10 protein-coding genes are annotated in these 13,801 nt (G+C 74.5%); 4 read left to right on the forward strand and 6 right to left on the reverse strand.

The features are described 5' to 3' along the window. Nucleotides 1-53 precede the first annotated feature (53 nt). Nucleotides 54-1,184, forward strand: a complete 1,131-nt coding sequence (locus V6U77_RS11500) for a DUF3103 family protein (RefSeq protein WP_334606257.1) — start codon at nt 54-56, stop codon at nt 1,182-1,184. 70 nt (nt 1,185-1,254) lie between these two features. Here the strand turns inward: V6U77_RS11500 and V6U77_RS11505 are convergent, their stop codons facing one another. Beyond that, nucleotides 1,255-2,076: a hypothetical protein gene (locus V6U77_RS11505; RefSeq protein WP_334606258.1), complete on the reverse strand. Its 822-nt coding sequence runs from the start codon at nt 2,074-2,076 to the stop codon at nt 1,255-1,257. Between the two features lie 111 nt (nt 2,077-2,187). Between V6U77_RS11505 and V6U77_RS11510 the strand changes: the two genes are divergently transcribed. Beyond that, nucleotides 2,188-4,284, forward strand: coding sequence for a prolyl oligopeptidase family serine peptidase (locus tag V6U77_RS11510; protein WP_334606259.1), 2,097 nt, complete (start codon nt 2,188-2,190; stop codon nt 4,282-4,284). Between the two features lie 63 nt (nt 4,285-4,347). Here V6U77_RS11510 and V6U77_RS11515 read toward each other — a convergent pair whose 3' ends face one another. Then, entirely contained in the window at nt 4,348-5,238 is an 891-nt protein-coding gene (locus V6U77_RS11515; RefSeq protein WP_334606260.1) for a L,D-transpeptidase, read from the reverse strand. Between the two features lie 84 nt (nt 5,239-5,322). Next, nucleotides 5,323-6,771: an alpha-amylase gene (locus V6U77_RS11520; RefSeq protein ID WP_334606261.1), complete on the reverse strand. Its 1,449-nt coding sequence runs from the start codon at nt 6,769-6,771 to the stop codon at nt 5,323-5,325. Nucleotides 6,772-6,981: 210 nt separating this feature from the next. Between V6U77_RS11520 and V6U77_RS11525 the strand changes: the two genes are divergently transcribed. Both V6U77_RS11525 and V6U77_RS11530 read left to right on the forward strand, forming a co-directional pair. Then, nucleotides 6,982-8,457 carry a ferric reductase-like transmembrane domain-containing protein gene (locus V6U77_RS11525; protein ID WP_334606262.1) on the forward strand — a complete coding sequence of 492 codons (1,476 nt, stop codon included), beginning with the start codon at nt 6,982-6,984 and terminating at the stop codon, nt 8,455-8,457. After that, nucleotides 8,454-9,920: an NADH-ubiquinone oxidoreductase-F iron-sulfur binding region domain-containing protein gene (locus tag V6U77_RS11530; protein ID WP_334606263.1), complete on the forward strand. Its 1,467-nt coding sequence runs from the start codon at nt 8,454-8,456 to the stop codon at nt 9,918-9,920. Before V6U77_RS11525 ends, V6U77_RS11530 begins: the two co-directional genes overlap by 4 nt. A gap of 25 nt (nt 9,921-9,945) precedes the next feature. Here V6U77_RS11530 and serS read toward each other — a convergent pair whose 3' ends face one another. The 3 genes from serS to V6U77_RS11545 all read right to left on the reverse strand — a co-directional run bounded on the left by serS (nt 9,946) and on the right by V6U77_RS11545 (nt 13,779). After that, on the reverse strand, nt 9,946-11,229 hold the full coding sequence (gene serS / locus V6U77_RS11535) for a serine--tRNA ligase (protein ID WP_334606264.1): 1,284 nt from the start codon (nt 11,227-11,229) through the stop codon (nt 9,946-9,948). 169 nt (nt 11,230-11,398) lie between these two features. After that, complete coding sequence (locus V6U77_RS11540; protein ID WP_334606309.1) at nt 11,399-12,472, reverse strand: DNA polymerase III subunit beta family protein; 1,074 nt, start codon at nt 12,470-12,472, stop codon at nt 11,399-11,401. A gap of 125 nt (nt 12,473-12,597) precedes the next feature. Further along, nucleotides 12,598-13,779 carry a saccharopine dehydrogenase family protein gene (locus V6U77_RS11545; protein WP_334606265.1) on the reverse strand — a complete coding sequence of 394 codons (1,182 nt, stop codon included), beginning with the start codon at nt 13,777-13,779 and terminating at the stop codon, nt 12,598-12,600. Between the last annotated feature and the right edge of the window lie 22 nt (nt 13,780-13,801).

A 13,801-nucleotide genomic window follows, 5' to 3' on the forward strand; every position in this document is an offset into this window, starting at 1 on the left:
CAATTTCTTGGTCGCCGCCACGAGCGATGGCCGGGAGACGCAGAGGAGCCCATGTGAACCGACGTACCTTCCGCCGTGCCGCCCTCGCCCTCGGTCTCGCGACCACCATGGCCGCGGCTCTCGCCACCCCGGCGCACGCCCGGCCCGACCACCCCGCACCGGCACCGGTGGTCGCCAGCCCGGTGTTCGCCATCACCGACGGCGTGGCCCGCCAGGTGGCCCTCACCGGTCGGTCCGAGCTGACCCGGTTGGGCGTCTCCGCCGCGAACGGCCCGGTCGACCTGCTCGCCGCCGGCGTCGGCGCCCGGCTCGCCGGTGACCTGCGCGCCGCCAACCAGCGGCTGCTGGTCGCCAAGGGCCTGCCGGGCGGCACCGGCTCGCTGCTGCGGTTGCGGCTGGCCCACCCGGACATGCGCGCGGCGCTGGCCCGCGGCGAGGCGCCGCTGGTGGCCGCCGTCCCGACCGACGACTCGGCGACGAGCGTGACCGCGTACGACCGCTCCGGTGGCACGGTGGTGCTGGACGCCGCGCGGGTGCCGCAGCGGCCGGTGCTCGTGGTCGACGTGGACACCGAGCGGGCGCTCTCCGCGGGGCTGGCGCTGATGCGGGACGAGCTGGGCGTGCGGGGCATCGGTCGGGCGGCCCCGGCGCGGGCCGCGTCCCGTGCCTCCGCCGACGGGGTGAGCGCCTCGGCCGGTTACTGGGCCACCAAGGTCGACGCCGTCCGGCTGAGCGACGACGAGGAGCCCTGGATCAAGGGCGACGCCGAGATCTACAACCTGGTGGCCGGGTTCGGGCTGGACGGCAAGGTGAAGGTCGACCTGGTGCAGATGCCTTACCTGGACCACGACGGGACCACGTACCACCCGAACCAGCTCCTGGTGCACTTCTCGTCGTACAAGTACAACCTGGCCGACGTGGTGATGATGGAGGACGACGGGGACACCAACTACTCGTCCCTGGTCAAGGCGATCGCCGGCGCCCTGCTGGTGATCGTGGACGGTGGCGCGTACGCCCCGCTGGTCAACGCGATCCTCGACGCCATCCCGACCTCCTGGTACACCGACGACCCGGACTTCGTGGACGCCTGGTACACCCTGAGCACCGCCAGCAGTGGCCGGAGGCACGGCGCGGGCGCCAACGGCTGGATGGACGTCACCCCGTACTGGGTCGAGCAGTTCTGATCGGCCCAGCCCGCGCGACGGGCGGCGGTAGCCCTGTGCGGGTGCGACCCGCACAGGGACCGCCGGCCGGTCAGACGCCCGGGGGTGTGGGACCGGGGAAGTTGCGTTGCGGGCAGGTGTGGGGGCGGGCGGGGTCGTAACGGTGCAGGGCGACCGCCGTTCCGCCCGGCGGGGTGGTCGTCACCGGCGCGGCGTCCGCGACCATCAACAGGCCGTGGACGCCGCTGTGGTTCGCGCGGTAGAGCGTGCAGCCCTGGGCGGTGCGGACCACCCCGGCCGTGGCGTGCTGCTGCCGGCTGCGCAGCCGGGTCGAGCTGTCGTACGGGTTGCTCTCCAGCAGGAAGAACAGCGTGTCGGGGGCGACGTCGACCCAGAACGCCTCGCCGGCCTTGAGGTGGATGTCCGAGACGCTGACCACCTGGGTGCTGCCCAGCGCGGCGAAGGTCAGGTCCGGATCGGACGGGCCGCTCACCCCGTCGTTCGCCGGGTACGGCAACGTCGTCGTCGTGTGGGACTGCCGCCACTGGGTGTGCGCGACGGCGGGACCGTAGCTCGTGCTGGTGCGGGCCTCGTACGACGCCGGCGGCAACAGGTGCGAGTTGACGGCGACGAACTCCGACCGGTTGAAGCCGTAGCCGTAGCTGGAGGCCAGCCATCCACCCCACTGGTCGAAGAGGCTGATGTTGTAGTTCGAGGTCGAGTGGACGGCCACTGCCGCCCAGGCGGGCCGGTCGGCGGTGACCAGGTGGTCGGTGCCGGTGGTGGACGGGAGCACGACGCCGTCGTCGAGGACGACCGCGGCGACGGCCGCCTGCGGCAGCAGCGTGACCAGGGCGGTGGCGGCGGCTGCGGTCGCGCCGAGGCGTCTGAGAAAGCGGGACGGGTGACGCACGGTGCCTCCTGGGTGACGGGTGCCCCAGTCTGGCCCGTCACCGCAAGGGCCGGCCGGGTCGACGACGTATCGGGGACCGGATGCGGGCCGCTCTTCGGGCATAGTGGCGGGGTGGCGAGGTTGATCGATGAGAGTGACGACGCGTACCTCTGGCTGGAAGATCTCGACGGCGCGGACGCCGCCGGGTGGGTGCGGGAGCGCAACGCGGAGACCGTGGCCGCCCTGACCGGCGGGGAGGGGTTCGCCGCCCTGCGGGGCGAGCTCCGGCAGGTGCTCGACGCGGACGACCGCATCCCCTATCCGGGGTGGCGCGGGGACGGTCTCTACTACAACTTCTGGACCGACGCGGCGCACCCGCGCGGGGTCTGGCGGCGGACGACGCTCGAGCAGTACCGCCGGTCGGAGCCGGAGTGGGACGTGCTGCTCGACCTGGACGCGCTGGCCGCCGAGGAGGACGAGAACTGGGTCTGGAACGGGGTGACGGTGCTGCGGCCCGGCTACGGGCGCTGCCTGGTCAGGCTCTCCCGGGGCGGGGGAGACGCGGTCGTGGTGCGCGAGTTCGACCTCGACCGCCGCGCCTTCGTCGAGGACGGCTTCACGCTGCCCGAGGCGAAGAGCGACGTGGGCTGGATCGACGCCGACCACGTCTACGTCGCCACCGACTTCGGGCCGGGCTCGCTGACCTCCTCCGGCTATCCCCGGGTGGTCAGGCGGTGGCGGCGGGGCACGCCGCTGGCCGAGGCCGAGATCGTCCACGAGGGCCACGCCGACGACGTCGCCGTGTGGGCCTGGCACGACCCGACGCCCGGCTTCGAGCGCGACTTCGTGGGCCGCCGGTTGGACTTCTACCGCTCGGAGCGACACCTGCTGACCGCGACGGGCGAGCGGATCCCGGTCACCGTGCCGGAGGACGCCGAGTGGGACGTGCACCGCGAGTGGCTGCTGGTCCGGCTGCGCTCGCCGTGGACGGTCGGCGGGGCGACCCACCCCGCGGGCGCCCTGCTGGCGGCCCGGTTCGACGCCTTCCTCGCCGGTCACCGGGAGTTGACGGTGCTCTTCCGGCCCGACGACCGTACGGCGCTGAGCGGCCACCTCTGGACCCGTGACCGGCTGATCCTGGCCACCCTCGTCGACGTGCGGAGCCGGCTGGAGGTGCTGACGCCCGACGGGGAGGGCTGGCGGCGGGAGCCCCTGCCCGGGGTGCCGGAGTTCGACCACAGCGAGGTCGTCGACACCGACCCGGACAACGACGACGCCTACCTGCTCGCCTCGGAGGGGTTCCTCGAGCCGGCGACGCTGCGGCTCGGGCAGGTCGGCGGCGCGGTCGAGACGCTCAAGCGGGCACCGGCGTCCTTCGACGCGGGCGGCCTGGCGGTACGCCAGTTCTTCGCCGCCTCGGCCGACGGCACGCGGGTGCCGTACTTCGTGGTGGGCGACCCGGACGCGCCCGCCGGGCCGACGCTGCTCACCGGCTACGGCGGCTACGAGATCCCGATGACGCCGCGCTACAGCGGGGTGGTCGGCCGGGGATGGCTGGCCCGGGGCGGCAACTACGTGGTGGCGAACATCCGGGGCGGCGGGGAGTACGGCCCCGGGTGGCACCGCGCCGCGCTGCGGGAGAACCGGCCCCGGGCGTACGAGGACTTCGCGGCGGTGGCGGTCGACCTGGTGACGCGCGGTGTCACCACGCCGGGGCGGCTCGGGATCGAGGGCGGCAGCAACGGCGGCCTGCTGATGGGGGTGATGCTGACCCGCCACCCGTCGCTGTTCGGGGCGGTCGTCGCGCACGTGCCGGTGCTGGACATGCGGCGCTACCACCGGCTGCTGGCCGGGGCCTCGTGGATGGCCGAGTACGGCGACCCGGACGTGGCGGCCGACTGGGAGTTCCTGCGCCGGTACTCGCCGTACCACAACGTCGACGGCGACCGGGCGTACCCGCCCGTCCTGCTCGTCACCTCCACCCGGGACGACCGGGTGCACCCCGCGCACGCCCGCAAGATGGCGGCCCGGCTGCGCGAGCACGGCCACGACGTGGCCTACTACGAGAACGTCGAGGGCGGTCACGGCGCGGCGGCGAACAACGAGCAGCGCGCCTTCGTCTGGGCGCTGACGCTGGAGTTCCTGTGGCGCACGCTCGCCGGGCAGGCGCGCCCGCCCCTGCCGCGCCGGCCCGCGTCGGCCGCACCGGACGAGCGGGTCGCCTCCTGACCCCGGGCGTGACGCGAACCGGGGCGCCCTCGGCCGGCCGTGGGGCGACGGCGGACGGGACCGTCAGGCCGTCGGGGGCGGGGCGGGCAGTTCGTCGACCACGACGACCTCGGTGCCGGGGCGGACCTCGGCCAGCAGCTCCCGCTGCCCGCTCTTCGTGAGCCGGATGCAGCCGTTGGTGGTCTTCTTCCCCAGCTCGCCGTCGTGGTACCAGCTGTGGATGCCGATGTGCGCGCCGCGCAGGCCCGCCGGCACCGAGTCCGGGTCGTCGGGCACCGAGCCGAGGGCGAAGATGTCGACGCCCCCGTACACGCTCTCCGGCGGCGGGGTGCGGCCCAGGATGAAGGTCCGCCCCAGCGGGGTCTCCTGGCCGCGCTGGCCGAGGCTGACCTCCCAGCTGCGCACGGACCGCCCGGCGCGGTACCAGGTGAGGCGGTGCGGCTTGCGCTCGATCACGATCTGGTCGCGCAGCGCCACGGTGGTGTGGCCGCCGGGCGGCAGCCAGGCGAGCGTGCGGTTGGCCGAGGGGAGCAGCACCGCCGCCCAGCCGGCCCGCCGCTCGGCGATCGGCATGGTCAGGTCGACGCCGCTGATGGTGGGGTCGAGGAAGGCCAGCGGCCGGCCGCCGGGGGCGGTGTAGGCGGCGATGCGGCGGGTCGGGTGCAGACCCTCGGTCAGCGGTGTGGTGTCCAGGGCGCCGGGGTCGGCCGGGAAGCCGGTGGGGGCGGGGCCGTAGTCGACCACCGGCAGGTCGCCCGGCGCGGGCGCGGCGACGGGCACGCGCTCCGGGGCCGCGCGGGTCGGCGACGCGGGTGGGCCGGCGACCGGCGGCGCGGTGGGCGCGGCCGCGGGGGTCAGCGCCCAGCCCGTCGCCCCGGCAGCAAGCAGGAGCAGGGGTACGCCGACGGCGGCCAGCAGTCGGACGTGTCGCCGGTTCATTCGGTCAAAACGCACAAACAAACTGTAACGGGTGGAGAACGGCGAAACCCCGTCCCGGCCGGAATGTCGGCCGGGACGGGGTCGCGTAGGGCGGGACGCTCAGCTCAGCCGGGCGCCCACGTGGATGGCGATCGCGTCGTGGGCGGGCACGTTCGCGGCGAACCAGCCGCCGCCGTCCACGGTGATCACCGGCCCGCTGCACGCGCCGTTGCTGAAGGTGCCGTGGACGACGTCGCAGTAGCGGCCGGCCGGCAGTCCGCTCTGGTACGACCGGCCGTTCACTGCGGAGTCCTCGTCGTTGATCGTGACGAAGCCCTTGCCGGCCCGACCGAAGGCGATGTGGTTGTTGCCGTTGTCGTACCAGTTGACGACGCCGGCGCCCTCGGTGGCGTTGCGGAAGCCGACCATGTTGGCGATGACCGGCCAGCGGTGCTCGCACTCCCAGCCGGAGTAGCAGGTGGCGTTGAGGGTGCGCCCGGAGCTGTCTGAGGGCGGGCCCTGGTCGCGCTGGCTGAACGTGTAGCTCGACATGACCGTCGGGGAGCCGTACGGCCAGGCGAGCATGAACGCGTTGGCCAGCGCGTAGATGCCCCGGTCGCGGTAGGTCAGCACCCCGCCGACGTCGCGCTGGGTGTCGTGGTTGTCCACGAAGACGCCGGCCGAGCCGCTCGGCAGGTGCCCCCAGCCCTCGCCGAAGTTGCGCAGGTAGGCGAGCTTCTCGGAGCGGAAGACCCGGGCCAGGTCCTTGCCGTAGCGGAACTCGTGCACGTCGCCGTTGCCGGTGTACTCGCCCGGCTGGATCGGCTCACCGGCGCCGTGGATCACCTCCTGCACCATGTACGCCGAGCGCGACAGCTTGCCCTTGATGGCGGCGATGTCGGCGGCCGGCATGTGCTTGCTGGCATCCATCCGGAAGCCGTCGACGCCGAGCGAGAGCAGGTCGTTGAGGTAGCCGGCGATCCTCGTGCGGACGTAGTCCGACCCGGTCTTGAGGTCGGCGAGGTTGACCAGCTCGCAGTTCTGCACCTCCCACCGGTCGTTGTAGTTGGCGATGTCGTCGCCGCCGTTGCGACCGCAGTGGTGGAAGTCCTGCGTCTGGTAGATCCCGGGATAGTCGTAGTGCCCGTACGACGAGCCGGCCCAACCGGTGCCGCCGTTGTCCTGCCCGGACATGTGGTTGACGACCGCGTCGACGACCACCTTCACCCCGGCGGCGTGGCAGGCGTCGACCATGGACTTGAACTGGGCGCGGGTGCCCTTGCGGGACTCGATGCGGTAGCTGACGGGCTGGTAGGCCAGCCACCACTGCGAGCCCCGGACGTGCTCCTGCGGCGGCGAGACCTGCACCCACCCGTAGCCCTTCGGGCCGAGGGTGGTGCGGCACTCGGTGGCCACCGAGGACCAGTTCCACTCGAAGAGGTTGGCGATGACCTTCTTGCCGCCTGCCGGTGCCGCGGCGGCCGGGGGTGCCGTCGCGGCGGCGGGGGCGATCAGGCCGGCGATCACGCCGAGGGCGACGACCGCCGAGAACCGTCGACGTCTCTGCATGGGAGGACTCCTGACGGGGGTGTGGGGGACGGGCGGTGGGCGAGGCCGGGGGGAGGCCCGACGCTGCCGGGATCTTGCAGTGAGGGTTGAAAATTCCCGAAAGATTACAAGCGCATTGCAAGCGCTGTCAATGCATGGGCATGTGTTGATGTAGCTGCTCCGTGCGGCGCCCGCCGGCCGGACGGGGCGACACCGGTGCGGGAATTTCGCGTGGCGGTGATCCGTGCGCCGCGCCGGTGCGTACTCGATGGGGAACAGTGCCGACCGGCGGTGCGCCGCCGCGAGACGATCGAGGAGCAGATGGTCCGGGCACAACGGAACCACAAGCCGGCGACCGTCCGGACCACCAGCACCAGCCGGGGCGCCCGCAACCGGTCCCGGCCCGCGGTGGCCCTGCTGACCGTCTCCGCCCTCGCCGCGTCGTGGGCCGTCACCATGCTGACCGGGGTCGGGTCGACGGCGTACGCGTACGGCTTCTTCTTCACCGAGTTCTTCGCCGGCGTCGTCGCCCTGGTGGCGTTGAGCCTCACCGTGATGATGGGGCTGCTCGCCACCGACCGGCTGGTGCTGCTGATCCGGCACCGGGTGCTGCTGCAGTCCGCACACCGGGCCACCGGCATCCTCGGCGTCGCCGGGCTGCTCTTCCACGTACTGACGAAGATCGCCACCGGCCGGGCGGCGAGCACCGACGCGGTGGTTCCCTTCGTCGGCGGCCGGGGCCTCTACGTCGGCCTCGGCACCGTGGCCGCGCTGCTGATGGTGAGCGTGCTCTGGACCGGTGTCGTCCGGGCCCGCTTCGCCGGGGTCGGCCCGAAGTGGCTCTGGCGCACGCTGCACTCCGCCGCGTACCTCTCCTGGCCGTTCGCCATCGTGCACGGGCTCAACGCCGGGCGGCCCGCGAAGCCCTGGGTGATGCTGAGCTACCTGGCCTGCGTGCTGCTGGTCGTGCTGGCGCTGCTGGTCCGCCTCTCCGTCGGCCTGGGCCGGCGCAGTCGGGAGCAGCACCAGGCCGCCGCGATGAACCGGGCCCTGGCCGGCCGGCCGGCCGAGGACGCCCCGGGCCGGTCGCTGTTGCGGGGGCTGACCCGACGCGCCACCCGGACGGCGAAGCCGGACAGGCGCGGGGACGCCTGGGCCGACGCCACGCTCGCCGGCACCTGGTCGGCCCCCGCGCGGCGTCGCGACCCGGAGCGGTTCACCGTGCGGCGCGGCGCTGAGGAACTCGTCCCGACCGGTCGCCGTGGCGAGCAGGAAGCCGCCCCCGCTCCTCGACGCGGTCGCGTCGAGGAGCCCGCTCGCGGCGACCGGGCCGAGCGGGACGCGGAGCGGCGCTACGCCCCGCCGCCCCGCCGCGAGCAGGCCGAGGAACCCTGGGACAGCCCCCGCCGCTGGCAGCCGAGCGATCCGGTCTCCGCCGGGCCGATCTCCGCGCCGCGCAGCGGCGGCGGACGGCACAGCGCCGAGGACGACCTCGACCTCGAACCGGACTACTGGCGGCCCCCGGTCCGCTACGTCCCCGAGGAGGTCCCGCTGCCGGCCGACGACACCCCCACCCTGGTCGACCTCGCCTCCCGGCGGGCGCGCCGGGCCGCCGGCGAGAGCCGGTCGGCCCGCCGCCGCCGGCGGGTCGACGCCGACGCGGTCGACGGGGCGTACTGGGCGGGGCTGCGGGGCGAGGCGAAGTGACGCGGACGACCGTGCCCCCGGTGGCCTGCGTCGGCGAGCCCCGGCTCACCGCCGGCTTCGCCGAGTACGGCCGGCTCGACCTGCCCGCGCACGAGGAGGTGCACGGGCCGGTCGGGCCGATGGAACCGGCCACCCTGCTGCGGCTCGCCGAGGGCGTCCAGCTCAAGGGCAAGGGGGGCGCGGGGTTTCCGTTCGCGAGGAAGCTCCGCGCGGTGCTGGAGTCCTGCGAACGGCGGGACCTGCCGGCGGTGGTGGTGGTCAACGCCATCGAGGGCGAGCCGGCGAGCTGGAAGGACAAGGTGCTGCTCACCCGGGCCCCGCACCTGGTCCTCGACGGCGCCGCGCTCGCCGCGTACGCGCTGGACGCCGACGAGATCGTCGTGGGGGTGGCCGACGACGGGGTGGGTCGCGCCTCCCTGACCGAGGCGCTTGAGGAACGCCGGATGCCGGTGCCCACCAGCATCGTGACCGTGCCGCACCGGTTCATCTCGGGCGAGGGCGGCGCCCTGGTCAACGGCATCAACGGCCTGCCGCACATCCCGCCGGGCACCAAGCGGCGCTCCAGCGACTCCGGCGTCAACGGCCTGCCCACCCTGCTCTCCAACGCCGAGACGTACGCCCAGCTCGCGGTCGCCGCCCGGCTCGGCCCGTACGAGTACGCGGCCCTCGGCACCGACGACGAGCCGGGCACCGTGCTGCTCACCGTCACGGGCGCGGCGGGACGCCCGGCGGTGGTGGAGTGCGCGGCCGGCACGCCGCTGCGGGAGATCCTCGACCTGTGCGAGGTGCCCGACGGCCCGGGCGTGCTGACGGGCGGCTACCACGGCAGGTGGATCACCCGGGAGGCCGCCGACCGGGCGGAGATCTCCCGCAAGGGCATGGCCGCCGTGGGCGGCACCCTCGGCGCGGGCATCCTCGTCCCGCTCGGCGCGGACACCTGCCCCCTCGGTGAGGCCGCCCAGGTGGTGCGCTACCTGGCCGGCGAGTCCGCGGGGCAGTGCGGCCCGTGCCGGATGGGCCTGCCCGACCTGGCCCGCGCCGTCGACCTGGCGGTCTCCGGCAGCGCCCCGGTGGAGGTGGTCCGCGCCGCCGCCGGCGACGTGAAGGGCCGCGGGGCGTGCAGCCACCCCGACGGTACGGCCCGGTTCGCGCTCTCCGCCGTGGAGGTGTTCGCCGAGGACCTGCGCCTGCACACCACCGGCGAGGGCTGCGGCCGGCGGGTCAGGGCGGTGATGGGCCTGCCCGGCGCGCCCGACGCGGACCCGCAGCGGCTCACGCTGGACTGGTCGCGCTGCGACGGGCACGGCCTGTGCGCGCACGTCGTGCCGGACTTCATCCGGCTCGACGGCAACGGCTACCCCGCCTTCCCGTCCACGCCCGTGCCGACGTGGCTGCGCGAGGGCGCGCGCAAGGCGGTCAAGGTCTGCCCCGAACTCGCGCTGCGCCTCACCCCCGCCCCCTGAGCTGGGGCGGGGGTGAGGCCGGCGGTCAGCGGGGGGTCAGCCGGTCGGTGCCCAGGCGGGCCTGGAGCACCTCGGGAACCAGCACCGAGCCGTCGGGCTGCTGGAACTGCTCCAGGATGGCCGGGAAGAGCCGGCTGGTGGCCAGGGCCGACCCGTTGAGGGTGTGCACGAAGCGGGTCTGCTTGCCGCCCGGCTCGCGGTAGCGGATGGCCGCCCGGCGGGCCTGGTAGTCGCCGGCCCAGGAGACCGACGACACCTCCTTGTACTTGCCGGTGCTCGGCATCCACACCTCGATGTCGAGGGTCTTCTTCATCGACGCGCTGGCGTCGCCCGCCGACAGCAGGCTGCGCTGGTAGTGCAGGCCCAGCTTCTCGACCAGGCCCTCCGCGTGCAGGAGCATCTCCTCCAGCGCGGCGTCGGCCTGCTCCGGCAGGCAGAACTGGAAGATCTCCACCTTGTTGAACTGGTGGCCCCGGACGGTGCCGCGCTCGTCCGAGTGCGACCCGGCCGCCTCCCGCCGGTAGCAGGGCGTGTACGCGAACGCCTTCAGCGGCAGCTTCGCCGTCTCCAGGATCTCGTCCTGGTACGCCCCGAGGATCGCCGTCTCCGAGGTGGGCAGCAGGAACTGCCCGCGCGGGGCGGACTCCCGGTCCAGGTGGTAGACGTCGTCGTAGAACTTCGGGAACTGCCCGGCGGCGAAGCCGGCGGTGTCCAGCAGCAGGTGCGGCGGGAGCAGGAACTCGTAGCCGGCGCTGACGTGCTCGTCGACGAAGAAGTTCAGCAGCGCCCACTCCAGCCGGGCGCCCATGCCGGTGTACATCCAGAAGCCCGAGCCGCCGAGCTTGACGCCGCGCTCGTGGTCGACCAGGCCCAGCATCCGGCTCAGCTCGACGTGGTCGCGGACCTTCTCGATGGCCGGCGGCGCGCCGAAGGTCCGGACGACCCGGTTGGCCTCCTTGCCGCCCGGCACCACGTCGTCGGCGGGCAGGTTGGGCAGCTCGCTCATCACGGTGCGCAGCCGCGCCTGCACCTCGTCCAGTTCGGACTCCAGCTCGGCGAGCTGCTTGCGGCCCGCCTCCGGCGCGGAGACCTCCGGCTCGGTGCCGGCCCGCTTCGCCGCCGCGTAGGCGCGCGCCTCGGCCTTGCGGCGCTGCCGCTCGCCGTCGATCCCACTGATCAGGGCGCGGCGTTCCTGGTCGAGCCGCTGGATCTCGTCCAGGGCCCGGGTGACCTCGGCGGGATCCAGTCGCTTCGCCAGCGCGGTCGCCACCGCCTCGCGATCCTTCCGGATCAACTCCATGTCGAGCATGCTGCTCCGTACGCTCCGTCCGGACGTCGGGTGGACCCACCGATGCTACCGTCGCGGCCCGGTCGCGCCCCGGCCCGGTCCGGACACCGCGCCGCACCGCGCCGATGTGCAAGGACGGGACCTTTCGGCGCGGTGGGACCCGGCGTGCGGAGTCGGCCGGATGCCAGGGTCAGAGCTGGATCGGCATCAGGATGGAGAAGGCGTCGGCGTCGTCGGGGCGGCGCACCGCCAGCGGCGCGATCGGGCCGTCGGACTCCAGCAGCAACTGGCCCCGGCCGGCCGCGTCGAGGGCCTGGAGCAGGTAGCCGCCGTTGACCCCGATCCGGAACGTGTCCTCCTGCCCGGTCAGTTCGTCCGCCCCGAGCAGCCGCACCCCGCCCCGGCCGTCCGGGCCGAGCACCGTCACCGCCAGCGGCGCGCCGTCGTGCCGGCGCGTGACGACGGGAGCATCGGCGCTGGTCAGGGCTGCCCGCAGGGCGGCGGCGTCGATCGTCAGCCGGTGCGCCGGGCCGTCGGGCGCCATGCGCACCAGCCGGCGGTGGTCCGGGAAGTCGTACGGCAGGGCGGCGGCGTCGAGCGCGTGGCCGGCGACGGCGAACGAGATCGTGCCGGCGGTCACCGTGAGCCGCGCCTCGGCGGTGAGGCCCACGCCGCCGTCGAGCAGGGCACGCAACTCGTCGACGAAGGCGACCGGGGCGAGTACCCGCACCGCCGGCCCGTCGACCCGCGCGGCAGCCCGCGCCACCGCCAGCCGGTACCGGTCGGTCGCCACCAGCCACACGCCGGCCGCGTCGGACTCGAACAGCACGCCGGCCATCGCCGGCAGGTCGGGGTCGGCGCCGACCGCGAAGCGGACGGCGTCCACGGCGGCCGCCAGGTCGGCACGGGACATCACGAGACGGGTGGTCATGACGGGCTCCTCGGAATCGATCAGCGTACGGATCCGGGAGAGTTCGCGGCGGGCGTCGGCGAGGCCGTCCTCCAGCCGGCGCAGGTGCGCGTCGAGCAGGCGGTGCACCTGCGCCGGTTCGACCCGCAGCGCAGCGGCGATCTCGGCCACCGGCATGCCGACCCGGCGCAGCCCGGCCACCAGCCGGGCCGGCGCCACCTGGTCGCCGGTGTACCAGCGGTAGCCGGTCGCCGGATCCACCAGGGCCGGGATCAGCACCCCCGCCGAGTCGTAGAACCGCAGGGCGCTCACCGTCAGCCCGCTGGCCCGGGCCAGCTCGCCGATGCTGTGCAGGTCGCTCTCCACGACGGTGATCCTGTCGTCTCAACCTGGTCGAGGGTCAACCCGCCGGTCGGCGGGACCGGCCCGGCGGCCGGTCGGCGCGGCGGGGTCGGCCAGCCGCGGAGTCGGGGCCGGGGTCAGCGTGGCGGGTCCAGCACCCGGAAGGTCAGCCCCGCCCGCACCAGCCGGTCCAGCAGCGCGTCGCCCATCGCGGTCACCGGGGTGACCTGACCGGCCGTGGCCGGCAGCTCGTCGGTGGCCAGGCAGAGCGCCGACTCGGCGAGCATCTTCGCCGTCTCGTCGTAGCCGGGGTCGCCGCCGGCCACCTCGGTGAGTACCCGCCGCCCGCCGCCCGTGCCGGCGAAGCGGACCCGGAACCAGGACTTCGCCCGCTGCTGCGGCGTCGGACCCTGCCCGGAGGCGAGCCGGCCGAGCAGCCAGCGCCGCGTCGGCGGCAGCTTCACCAGGGCCATCAGGCCGCCCAGCCCGACCCCGCCGGCCAGCACGGTGGGCAGCCGCTTCACCGCCGCGAAGTGCCGGTAGCGGAAGTCCGGCCCGTACTCCGGGCGGGCGGCGGCCGAGCGGCGGACCACCTGCGGGTCGATGGTCGGCAGCGGCACGACCCACATGCCCAGCTCCTTGGCGCGGGCGAGGCGGCCGGGCACCGCGCGTACCCGCCGCCCGGTCGGTCGCGGCTCGACCTGCCGCCGCTCGCGGGCCGCCCGGGACGCCTGCGCCGTACGGGAGAAGGCGGTGAGCGCCGAGTGGTACGTGCCGGCGGAGAACCGCCCGCCCGCGCGGACGAAGCCGTCGACGGCGATCGGCACGTCGTCCGGGAGGTGCCTGAGCGTGAACCAGACGCCCAGGTCGTGCGGGATCGAGTCGAACCCGCACGCGTGCACCAACCGCGCCCCCGTGCGCTGCGCCTCGGCGTGGTGGCGCACGTACATCAGGTCGACGAACTCGGGCTCGCCGGTGATGTCGAGATAGTCGGTGCCGGCGCGGGCACAGGCGGCGACCAGCGGCTCCCCGTGGTGCACGTACGGGCCGACGGTGGTGGCCACCACCCGGGCGCTCTCGGCGACCGCCCGCAGCGACTCCGCATCGGTGACGTCGGCGGTGAGCAGGGGCAGCCCGGCCAGCGCCGGGTCGAGCGCCGCCAGCCGGTCCCGTACGGCGGCCAACCTGCCCGGGTTGCGCCCGGCGAGCGCCCACCGCAGCCCGGACGGGGCGTTGCGGGCCAGGTACTCGGCGGTCAGCCCGCCGGTGAAGCCGGTCGCCCCGAACAGGACGAGGTCGTACGTCCGCTGCTCACCCATCCGCCGAGTCTGCCACCCGGTG

The organism is Micromonospora sp. CPCC 205546 (genome assembly GCF_036902715.1).
Lineage (GTDB): Bacteria > Actinomycetota > Actinomycetes > Mycobacteriales > Micromonosporaceae > Micromonospora.